Raw genomic sequence first — 9,366 nt, forward strand, 5'->3', positions numbered from 1 at the left:
TTGGCGCCACAGTGCGGGCGGGAAACGTTAAGTTTCTTCCATCTCTACCCAACTCGCCTGACTTTGGAGGTCAGACACACATGAGCTACGGAACTCCTCCGCCGCCGCCCCCGTACGGTTCGCCGGCACCCGGGCAGCCCGGTCAGCCTGCGGGCAACAACAAGAAGGCGATCTGGGCACTTGTCCTCGGCATCCTCGGCTGCATCTGCTGCGGAATCTTCACCGGTATCCCGGCGATCATCCTCGGCAAGATGGCCCAGAACGAGATCGACGCCTCCGGCGGCGCGCAGGGCGGGCGTGGCATGGCCACCGCCGGCTTCATCCTCGGCATCGTCGCCATCGTCCTGTTCGTCATCGGGCTCATCCTGAACCTGTCCGGTGCTCTCGACTTCAGCACCACCACCACGTACTGAGCTCACCCCATGTGAGCTCGGCTCTTTGGAATCAGCGAGGCCCCCGGCGGATCCGCCGGGGGCCTCGCTGTCTCACAGGCTCAGTGTGACTCGACGTTGAAGCCGAGCTTGGAGAGCACGATGAAGAGCAGGCCGCCCACGACGGTGACGGCGACGCCGACCCAGAAGACGAGCCAGCTGATCGGGTCGAGCATCATGGCGACGCTTCCGATGAGGAAGCCGAGGAGGCCGACCGCGACTGCGATCCAGGCTGCCGGGGTGTTGCCGTGGCTGGCGGACATGCGATGACTCCTCTACGAGTTCTCTTGCTGAAGCGAAGCCCGAAGCGATCCAGGTGGGCTTGGCTGCAGTGTATTCATTGATCCCCGGTTGTCGGGTCCCGACCCTCGTCCAACGACTTCCAGACATCGATCGTGGACTGCTCCTCCAACGGCTTCTGCTCCGGTTCGGCGGCGGCCGGGGCGTCATACCTGCGGCCCATCTCGGGCCACGAAGGAGCCAGGCGTACGGCCGCGACGGCCGCCGCGACGGTCACGACCGCGCCGAGGAGCGCGAGGTAGGGCCAGGGGGTGGTGGTGTGCTCGGTCTCGCCCCAGACCACCTCGGAGTCGATCGCCCGGCCGAGCGCGTCGATCCCGGCATGGCCGAAGAAGGTGGCGATCACGCCGATCCCGGCCAGGCCGGCGAGGGCGGCCACCAGGCGGCGTACGAGACCCCGGGTGACCAGGACCACGCCCCAGGCGGCGAGGGCGACCAGGGCCAGGCCGGTGGTGGCCGGGGAGTCGTTGAGGTCGGCCGGCATCTGGGCCGGGGCGGTCACCTTCACCCACTCGTTGGAGCCCGCCCACGCGGCGAGCGCCGCGCCGGCGAGCCCGGCGGTGACGGTGGGGCCGAAGGCGCCCCTCATGAGATCAGGCCGGCGTCGAAGCAGGTGTGGTCGCCGGTGTGGCAGGCGGGGCCCTCCTGGTCGACCTTGAGCAGGATCGTGTCGCCGTCACAGTCCAGGCGGACCTCCTTGACGTACTGCCGGTGGCCGGAGGTCTCCCCCTTGACCCAGTACTCCTGCCGGCTGCGGGACCAGTAGGTCGCCCGGCCGGTCGCGAGCGTGCGCGCCAGGGCCTCGTCGTCCATGTAGCCGAGCATCAGCACCTCACCGGTGTCATGCTGCTGTGCCACCGCGGGCACCAGCCCGTCGGGGTTGCGCTTGAGGCGGTCGGCGATGGCGGGGTCCAGTCCCTCGCTCGTGGGTCCAGTCACGCCTCCAGTATCCCGCTGGGCAACAGTACGGACACAACCGGCATGTCGCGGCCGTCATCGGGGGCGCTTGGAGCGCCGGGCTGCCAGACTCTCCCGGTCATCTGGGCCGGTCTCGGTACGGCCCTGTCAGCCGACTCAACGAGTCGACTATTCAAACTGGAGAACACCGCACCATGGCTAACCCCACCCCGCAGCCGGCACCGGCGAAGCAGACCGACACCAGCGCCCTCGTGATCGGCATCCTGGTCACGCTCTTCTGCTGCCTGCCCTTCGGCATCGTCTCGATCGTCAAGGCCGTCCAGGGTGACGCCGAGGGCGCCAAGAAGTGGGGCATCATCGGTGCCATCACCGGCGTCGTCGTGATCGTCCTCTACATCATCGCCTCGGTCGTCCTCGGCGTCGGCATGGCCGCCCAGTCGGGGACCATGTGACCACACCCTCACGGGTGCGCGCGGGGCTCGTCCCACTGGCCCTCGTGGCCGGCGGGGCGGGCCTCGCGGCCGTCTTCGCCACCTCTCCCGGGCTCGTCGCCTATGTTCCCCCGTGCCCGATCCACGCCCTCACCGGCATCGACTGCCCCGGCTGCGGGATGACGCGCGGCACGATGTCACTGCTGTCGGGTGACGTCTCCGGTGCGATCGGACACAACGCGCTGATGTTCCTGCTCGGGCTGCCGCTGCTCGCGCTGCTCTGGTTCTTCTGGCTCCGTGGCCGCGTCGGCGGCCCTCCCGCGCCCGGCTGGGCCCGGTCGCGCACCGCGGTCTACACCTGGCTGGCACTGACCGTCGCCTTCACGGTCGTCCGCAACCTCCCCTGGGCCCCGTTCACCGTGCTGGCGGCCTGATCAGCTGCCCTGCTGGGCGACCCAGGAGGCGTGCAGGCGTGCGTACGTCGAGCCGGCCTGCGCCACCAGGTCGCTGTGCGGGCCGCGCTGGGCGAGGTGTCCGGCATCGACGACGATCACCTCGTCGGCCGCCTCGGCGGTGGAGAGCCGGTGGGCGATGGTGACCGACGTACGGCCGCTCATCAGGCGCTCCAGGGCCCGGTTGATCCGCATCTCCAGCCGCGGGTCGACCGCGGAGGTGGCCTCGTCGAGGACGAGCAGGTCGGGATCGGCCAGCTGGGCGCGTAGGAGTGCCACGAGCTGGCGCTCGCCGGCCGAGAGCGACTCGCCGCGCTGCCCGACACGGGTGCGAACGCCGGCGGGGAGACCGGCCAGCCAGTCCCCCAGGCCGAGGATCCGGGCGGCCTCCTCGATCTCCTCGTCGGTCGCGTCGAGCCGCCCATAGCGGACGTTCTCGGCCAGGGTGGAGTCGAAGAGGAAGCCCTCCTGCGGGACGAGCACGACGCTGGTGCGCAGCGAGGCGTTGCCGATCTCGCGTACGTCGACACCGTCGAGCCGGACCCGGCCGTCGGTCACGTCCATAACCCGGGTGAGCAGCTTCGCGATCGTCGACTTCCCCGACCCGGTCTCGCCGACCACGGCGACCCGGCTGCCGGGCGCGATCTCGAAGGAGATGTCGTGCAGCACCGGACGTCCGCCGGGGTAGGCGAAGGTGACCGCGTCGAACTCGATCGAGAGCGGGCCGCGGGGTAGGACGGTCCCGGCCGGGCCCGGGTCGACGAGGTCGGCGGGCGTGTCCAGGATGCCGATCGTGCGCCGCCAGGAGGCGATCGCGTTCTGCGCGTCGGTGAGGATCTGGGTGCCCATCTGCACCGGGCCCACGAACAGCGTCACCAGGAACGCGAAGGCCAGGATCTCGCCGACGGTCAGCGCGCCGCCGGTGCCCTGGTAGGCGAGCGCCAGCAGCACGCCGCCGACGATCACACCGGCGTTGGCGAGGCCGCCGGAGAGGCCACCGAGGCTGAAGAAGATCGAGGTGTAGGCCTGCGCCTTGATCTGGGCGGCGCTGGTGGCATCGATCTCGCGGTCGATGCGCTCCTGGGTGCGGTCCTCGACGGCGTACGCCTTCACCACGGCCGCGCCGACGACCGGCTCGGAGACCGCGGAGAGCATCTTGGCGACCTGGCGGCGGGAGAGCGTGTAGGCCGCGGACAGCTTGCGCTGGAAGAACCGCAGGCTCAGGAAGAGCGGGCCGAAGCAGAGCCACACCAGGATCGCGAGCTGCCAGGAGTAGATCACCATCACGACGGTGGCGATCAGCATCTGACCGATGCTGACGATGAAGAGCAGACCGCCGAAGACGATGAACTGGCTGACCTGGTCGACGTCGCTGGTCACCCGCGAGACGAGCGCCCCACGGTGCTCGGTCGACTGGGTGAGCATCGGCAGGTCGTGGACGTGGCGGAAGGCCTTGGTACGCAGCGTCGCCAGGCCCCGCTCGGCGGCGGTGAAGAGCCGGCTGGTCATCTTGAACGACGCCCACCCGGTGACCGCGATGGCGACCACCGCGACGAGGCCGGCGCGCAGGACATAGCCGAGGTCGGGTCCGTCCGGACCGCTCAGGCCGTTGTCGAGGGTCTGCTGGACGACGACAGGCACGACGACCTGCCCGATGCTCGCGATCACGGCCAGCGCGAAGGTGCCGCGGATGCCCTCGACCAGCTCCGGGGAGTGCTTGATGCCCCGACGGATGGTCTCGATCGCGCCGAGCTCCTCGCCGCTGCCGACCCGGGTCTCGGGCTCGAGGGTCGCGGTCATCGGATGGTCTCCGGGGTCTCGTAGGCGTTGACGAGGCGGGCGTACGACTCGTCGCGGGCGAGCAGCTCGGTGTGGGTGCCACGGTCGCGGATGCGGCCGTCCTCGAGGTGCACGACCTCGTCGGCGAGCGCGATCGTGGCCTTGCGGTAGGCGACCACGACCAGGCTGGTGTCGCCGGCCCCGTCCCGCAAGGCAGCCAGGATGCGCTGCTCGACCTCGGGGTCGACCGCCGAGGTGGCGTCGTCGAGGATCAGGAGTCGTGGGCGGCGTACGAGCGCTCGGGCCAGGGCGAGGCGCTGGCGCTGCCCGCCGGACAGGCTCGCCCCGCGCTCGCCGAGGGTGGTGTCGAGGCCGTTCGGGAGCGCGGTGACGAAGCCGTCGGCCTGGGCGGCCTTGAGCGCGGACCAGACCTCGTCGTCGGTGAGGTCGGCGCCGAGGGTGACGTTGCCGCGTACGGAGTCGTCGAAGACGAAGGCCGTCTGCGGCACCAGCGCCGCCACCCGGGCCCACTCCCCCGCGCCCAGGTCGCGCAGGTCGGTGCCGTCCAGGGTGATCCGGCCCGCCTCCGGGTCGACCAGCCGCGCGAGCAGCATGGTCAGGGTGCTCTTGCCGGCGGCCGTCTCCCCGACGATCGCGACCGTACGCCCCGGCTCGACCTCGAAGTCGACCCCGTCGAGGAGCCTCGGGCCGTCTGCATAGGCGTAAGAGATGCCGTCGACCCGGACGCGGGCGCCGGTCGGCTCGCGGCTGGTCCTCGCGGTGCCGTAGGCCAGGCGTCCGGTCGCGTCGAGCACCCGCTGGACCCGCCGGTAGCCGACGACGCTGCGCGGGAACTCACCCAGCAGCCAGCCGAAGGAGCGGATCGGGAAGGCGACGATGGTGAGCAGGAAGCCGATCTGGACGACGTCACCGGGTGCCGCGGCACCGCTGGAGACGCGGCCGACGCCGACGGCCAGGACGGCGAGGACCCCGACGTTGGGCAGCGCGGCCAGGATCGGATCGAAGGCCGCGCGGAGCCGGCCGGCGTGGATGTTGACGTCGCGCAGCTCCTGCGCCTTGTCCTGGAAGCGGGTGGTCTCCTCGGCCTCGCGGCCCAGCGTCTTGACCACGAGGGCGCCGTCGAAGGACTCGTGGGCGATCCCGGAGAGCTCCGCGCGCAGCTGCTGGGCGCGGGTCATCAGCGGCGAGGAGAAGCGCTGGAAGACCAGGTTGGCGACGACGACCGCCGGGAACACCAGGATCGCGACCGAGGCCAGGACGACGTCGGTCCAGAACATCTGCCCGATCGCGATCACCATCATCGCGACCGTGCCGACCGCCATCGGCAGCGGCGCGATCGGCGCCCAGGACGCCTCGACGTCGGAGTTGGCGTTGGAGAGCAGCTCGCCGGTCGGGTGCCGGTGGTGCCAGGCGAGCGGAAGCGCGAGGTACTGGCGGGTCACCGCGCGACGCGAGTGGGCCTGCATGCGGTACTGCATCACCCCGGCGCCCAGCCGCCGCGCCACCACCCCGACGGCCCGCAGGATCGCGACACCGACGAAGAGTCCGACCACGGCCCACAGCCAGCCGGCGCCGATCTCGCCGTCGCGCAGCGCCGGCACCAGCACGTGGTCGGTCGACCAGCCCAGCACCCAGGCGTCGGCGACGGTCAGCGCACCGAAGAGCGCGGAGCCGAGGGTCGAGAGGGTGAAGACCGCCCACTCGCGCCTGATGGCGACTCCGAGAACCTTGAACCCGTCGGTCGTCGTGGCCCGCTGGGGTATTTGTTCCTCGTCGCTCATCTCGAGGTGAAGCCTAGGTCAGCACCGTGACTGCGACGAATTTTTTTGAGACCGCCCAGCGCTGGAGCGGCTCGATAAGGTGCAGGCCGTGGCCTCCTTCGCGCGCTCCGAGCGCATCGCCCTGTGCGACACCGCCGTCTCCCTCGGACCTACGGCACCCACGCTCTGCGAAGGCTGGGAGGTCAAGGACCTGCTGGTGCACCTGCTCGTCCGCGAACGCCGCCCGTGGGCATCGGCGGGCATCCTCCTGCCACCGCTCGCGCCGGTGCTGAGGAAGGCGGAGGCTGCGTACGCCGCTCAGCCGCTCGAGGCTCTCGCCGCCCGCCTCCGCGACCCGAAGGGCACGCCGTTCGCGCTCGGTCCCGTCGACAGGGCCGTCAACACCGTCGAGTTCTTCGTCCACCACGAGGACCTCCGCCGCGCCCAGCCGGGCTGGGAGCCGCGTACGCTCCCCGCCGCTGCCGAGCGAGACCTCTGGCGCACCCTGAAGCTGCTCGGCAAGGGTCTGGTCCGCTCCGCTCAGACCCCGCTCGTGGTGAGCAACGGCACCGACACCGCCACCCTCCGCGCCGGCGACGAGCCCGTCACCATCACCGGCCCGGTCGGCGAGCTCATGCTCTTCTGCTTCGGGCGTCATGAGGTGCGGGGCCTGACGTTCGACGGTCCGGCGGAGCGGATCACGCAGCTGGAGAACGCCAGTCTCGGGTTCTGATACGCCACGGCACGACCGTTCGAGCTATCCCCACGAGCCCGAACGGACTATGGCTCGGCGCCCGCGGATCTGATTGCGTTGACGATCCCTGTCGGGACCTCAGACGAGAAGAGTCATGCGTCAGCGCACCAATCCGCTCCATGTCACTGCCGTGGCCGGAACAGCCATGGTGGTCCTGGCTGCCTGCGGATCGGCAGGGACGAGCGACGGGTCAGCCGAGTCACCGACGCCGGCGGAGTTCATGGACCGGATCGTCGCTGCAAGCATCGACGAGGGCAGTGTCCATGTCGTGATGGACATGGGCGCGGCGGGCGGGTTGGAGGCCGACATGGTCCTCGGAGAGGACGACGCGGACATGGCCCTGGACATGACCGCTGATCTCGAGGGCGATGAGACGAAGATCGTGCTGGTCGAGGAGAAGTGGTACATCCACACTGCCGACCTCGGCGATCAGTGGATCATCAGTGACCCCGACGACCCCAACGACCCGTTCGGCGAAGCGATCTCGGAGATGGGCTCGTTGAACCCGGCGGCCCAGGTCGAGGACATCAAGCCCGCGGTCACTGGCGTAGAGAAGATCGGCGAGGAGAAGCTCGGTGGCGTCGACACCACCCATTACGAGGTGACAGTCGACCCGGAGAAGGCTCCCGAGGACGCCGGCTTCGACCCTGAGATCCTCGAGAAGGCCGACCTCGAAGACGGCCTGGTCTTCGACTACTGGCTCGACGCAGATGACCTGATGCGGAAGGTGAGCTTCGATATCGCCGGTCAGAGCGTCGAGACGACCATGACGGGCTGGGGTGAGACGTACGAGATCGAGGCGCCGAAGAACGCAGTGACCTTCGCCGAGCTGATGCAGGCGCCAGCCTGATCCGCATCGGCGTACGCCTTTCTTCGGCTCCGTCCGCGTGACGAGCCGTTCCCGCGGACGCCCGTAACCTCCCGGCGGTCCGAGACGTTGTGTCTCAGATAACCGAATCCCCCAGGAGGTCCCACGATGCGTCGTGCGGCAGCAGTCACCGTCGCCATGGTCTTCGTCTTCTCACTCACCGCAGCGGCTCCAGCAATGAGCGCGAGCGCGACTCCAGAGCTGCGGGACGTGATGGTCGTGGGAAACAACTGGGACGGGACGGCTTCGATCGTCGATGCTCGCAGCTTCGAGGTGCTGCGCAAGGACATCGACCTCGTGCCGGACAAGGACGAGGAGATCGCTGCGATCCGCCAGGACCCCGAGCGGCTGGCCATGTACTACCTGGTCCGCTACGGCCCCGGCGAAGGCAACGACCAGCTCGTGGACGACATGTTCACGACCCGGGACGGCAAGCTGCTGGCGGTCTCGCGGCCCAGCCTCGCCGACGTGGTCTGGATCGACATCGAGAAGGCGCTGGCGGGCTCGCCGGACTCCGTCGTCATCGAGCAGCAGATGGACGGTCACCGCACCGACCACATGGGCCTGTCCCCCGACGGAACCAAGCTGCTCGTCTCGGACTCGACCTCGCGCTCGGTGCACGAGTACTGGATGGGCGGCGCGGGCGACCCGCGGACGGGCGAGCGGCTGCGTACGTTCGAGTCCGGCGAGACGCCTCATGAGAACAACTACTCCCAGGACGGCTCGCGGATCTTCCACGCCTCCATCGGCCGCGTCTACCTGCCCGGCGACCAGAAGGAGATCTCCCTCGACTCGCTGCCGCTGATCAACCTCGACCAGCTCGGCCTCGGCACCATCCCCGGCACCGACCTGCTTCCGCCGATCAAGATCGGCCCGATCCACGACGCGATCAAGGGCGACCGCTGGTTCGAGATCGTCGACGAGTCCTCCTTCGAGGTCTCCCAGCGCTGGGAGATGGGCAAGGAGCTGGAGGAGGCGGGCTACCCCTCGATCTCCTCAGCCGTACGTCCCATGGCGGTCGCCCCCGGTGAGCGGTTCATCTACTTCCAGATGTCGTTCCTGCACGGCCTGGTCGAGTTCGACACCCAGGCGGCCGACATCGACGGGAAGGTCGGCTACTCGACCGGCTCCGTCGAGGAGCCCCGCACCGGCGCCGTCACCCGAGTCATCCAACTCCCCAAGCGCACCCAGCTGCCGCGAGAGCTCTACGTCAACGACTCCGCCCATCACGGCCTCTCGATCGACTCCAAGAGCGAGACCCTGTGTGCGGCGGGGACGATGGACGACTACGTCGCGATGGTCGACCGCTCCAGCGGCGAGCACACCATCCTCGACGAGGACACCACCGGCCACTACTACGGCAAGCCCTACTGGACCACCGAAGGCCTCGGCAACACCTGCTGGGCCTCGCTGTCGGAGGCCGACGCGGTCGCCGTCATCGACTTCCGCACCGGCGAGGAGCTCGCCTACCTCGACGTCGGCAACCACCCCCAGCGCGTACGCCACGGGCAGATCCCGAGCTCGCTGCTGAGCTAGCCGGCGGCGTCGGGGCGGGGTTTTGCAGGCTCCAGGCGGGTTCGACGGGGACCCCGTGGAAGGCGGGATCGCTGGGGGGGCGGACATCGATGGGGGGGAGGTGGGGGGATGTCCCC

Annotated in this window: 11 protein-coding genes; 6 read left to right on the forward strand and 5 right to left on the reverse strand. The window is 69.6% G+C overall.

What is annotated here, in order from left to right; all coding sequences use genetic code 11:
* Window positions 1-80 precede the first annotated feature (80 nt).
* Window positions 81-413 carry a DUF4190 domain-containing protein gene (locus ABT304_RS21330; protein ID WP_160024288.1) on the forward strand — a complete coding sequence of 111 codons (333 nt, stop codon included), beginning with the start codon at window positions 81-83 and terminating at the stop codon, window positions 411-413.
* 80 nt (window positions 414-493) lie between these two features.
* Here the strand turns inward: ABT304_RS21330 and ABT304_RS21335 are convergent, their stop codons facing one another.
* From ABT304_RS21335 to hisI, 3 genes are all read right to left on the reverse strand, one after another.
* Complete coding sequence (locus ABT304_RS21335) at window positions 494-694, reverse strand: HGxxPAAW family protein (RefSeq protein ID WP_350718220.1); 201 nt, start codon at window positions 692-694, stop codon at window positions 494-496.
* Between the two features lie 74 nt (window positions 695-768).
* The gene (locus ABT304_RS21340; RefSeq protein WP_350718221.1) at window positions 769-1,320 is read right to left on the reverse strand and encodes a Trp biosynthesis-associated membrane protein; all 552 of its coding nucleotides are present in this window, start codon (window positions 1,318-1,320) and stop codon (window positions 769-771) included.
* Complete coding sequence (hisI, locus tag ABT304_RS21345; RefSeq protein ID WP_160024291.1) at window positions 1,317-1,670, reverse strand: phosphoribosyl-AMP cyclohydrolase; 354 nt, start codon at window positions 1,668-1,670, stop codon at window positions 1,317-1,319. The genes ABT304_RS21340 and hisI overlap by 4 nt, the downstream gene beginning before the upstream one ends.
* Window positions 1,671-1,843: 173 nt before the next feature.
* Here hisI and ABT304_RS21350 point away from each other — a divergent pair, with 173 nt between their 5' ends.
* Both ABT304_RS21350 and ABT304_RS21355 read left to right on the forward strand, forming a co-directional pair.
* On the forward strand, window positions 1,844-2,101 hold the full coding sequence (locus tag ABT304_RS21350; RefSeq protein ID WP_350661348.1) for a CD225/dispanin family protein: 258 nt from the start codon (window positions 1,844-1,846) through the stop codon (window positions 2,099-2,101).
* Window positions 2,098-2,514, forward strand: a complete 417-nt coding sequence (locus tag ABT304_RS21355; RefSeq protein WP_350718222.1) for a DUF2752 domain-containing protein — start codon at window positions 2,098-2,100, stop codon at window positions 2,512-2,514. Before ABT304_RS21350 ends, ABT304_RS21355 begins: the two co-directional genes overlap by 4 nt.
* Here the strand turns inward: ABT304_RS21355 and ABT304_RS21360 are convergent, their stop codons facing one another.
* On the reverse strand, window positions 2,515-4,332 hold the full coding sequence (locus ABT304_RS21360; RefSeq protein WP_350718223.1) for an ABC transporter ATP-binding protein: 1,818 nt from the start codon (window positions 4,330-4,332) through the stop codon (window positions 2,515-2,517).
* Window positions 4,329-6,113, reverse strand: a complete 1,785-nt coding sequence (locus ABT304_RS21365) for an ABC transporter ATP-binding protein (protein WP_350718225.1) — start codon at window positions 6,111-6,113, stop codon at window positions 4,329-4,331. Before ABT304_RS21365 ends, ABT304_RS21360 begins: the two co-directional genes overlap by 4 nt.
* Before the next feature lie 88 nt (window positions 6,114-6,201).
* On the opposite strand from ABT304_RS21365, the gene ABT304_RS21370 reads away from it, so the two are divergent.
* The 3 genes from ABT304_RS21370 to ABT304_RS21380 all read left to right on the forward strand — a co-directional run bounded on the left by ABT304_RS21370 (window position 6,202) and on the right by ABT304_RS21380 (window position 9,250).
* A complete protein-coding gene (locus tag ABT304_RS21370; RefSeq protein ID WP_350718227.1) occupies window positions 6,202-6,825 on the forward strand; it encodes a TIGR03085 family metal-binding protein in 624 nt (207 codons plus the stop codon).
* A 115-nt stretch (window positions 6,826-6,940) separates the two neighbouring features.
* Window positions 6,941-7,696: an SCO4651 family lipoprotein gene (locus ABT304_RS21375; protein WP_350718228.1), complete on the forward strand. Its 756-nt coding sequence runs from the start codon at window positions 6,941-6,943 to the stop codon at window positions 7,694-7,696.
* Between the two features lie 126 nt (window positions 7,697-7,822).
* Window positions 7,823-9,250, forward strand: coding sequence for a YncE family protein (locus tag ABT304_RS21380; protein ID WP_350718230.1), 1,428 nt, complete (start codon window positions 7,823-7,825; stop codon window positions 9,248-9,250).
* The last annotated feature ends 116 nt before the right edge of the window (window positions 9,251-9,366 follow it).

It is taken from the genome of Nocardioides sp. NPDC000445 (assembly GCF_040300245.1).
Classification (GTDB): domain Bacteria; phylum Actinomycetota; class Actinomycetes; order Propionibacteriales; family Nocardioidaceae; genus Nocardioides.

What these genes read in the sequence shown, in the direction of transcription:
- ABT304_RS21330 (WP_160024288.1), top strand. Translation starts at nt 81, where the DNA reads ATGAGCTACGGAACTCCTCCGCCGCCGCCCCCGTACGGTTCGCCGGCA.
- ABT304_RS21335 (WP_350718220.1), bottom strand. Translation starts at nt 694, where the DNA reads ATGTCCGCCAGCCACGGCAACACCCCGGCAGCCTGGATCGCAGTCGCG.
- ABT304_RS21340 (WP_350718221.1), bottom strand. Translation starts at nt 1,320, where the DNA reads ATGAGGGGCGCCTTCGGCCCCACCGTCACCGCCGGGCTCGCCGGCGCG.
- ABT304_RS21350 (WP_350661348.1), top strand. Translation starts at nt 1,844, where the DNA reads ATGGCTAACCCCACCCCGCAGCCGGCACCGGCGAAGCAGACCGACACC.
- ABT304_RS21360 (WP_350718223.1), bottom strand. Translation starts at nt 4,332, where the DNA reads ATGACCGCGACCCTCGAGCCCGAGACCCGGGTCGGCAGCGGCGAGGAG.
- ABT304_RS21365 (WP_350718225.1), bottom strand. Translation starts at nt 6,113, where the DNA reads ATGAGCGACGAGGAACAAATACCCCAGCGGGCCACGACGACCGACGGG.
- ABT304_RS21375 (WP_350718228.1), top strand. Translation starts at nt 6,941, where the DNA reads ATGCGTCAGCGCACCAATCCGCTCCATGTCACTGCCGTGGCCGGAACA.
- ABT304_RS21380 (WP_350718230.1), top strand. Translation starts at nt 7,823, where the DNA reads ATGCGTCGTGCGGCAGCAGTCACCGTCGCCATGGTCTTCGTCTTCTCA.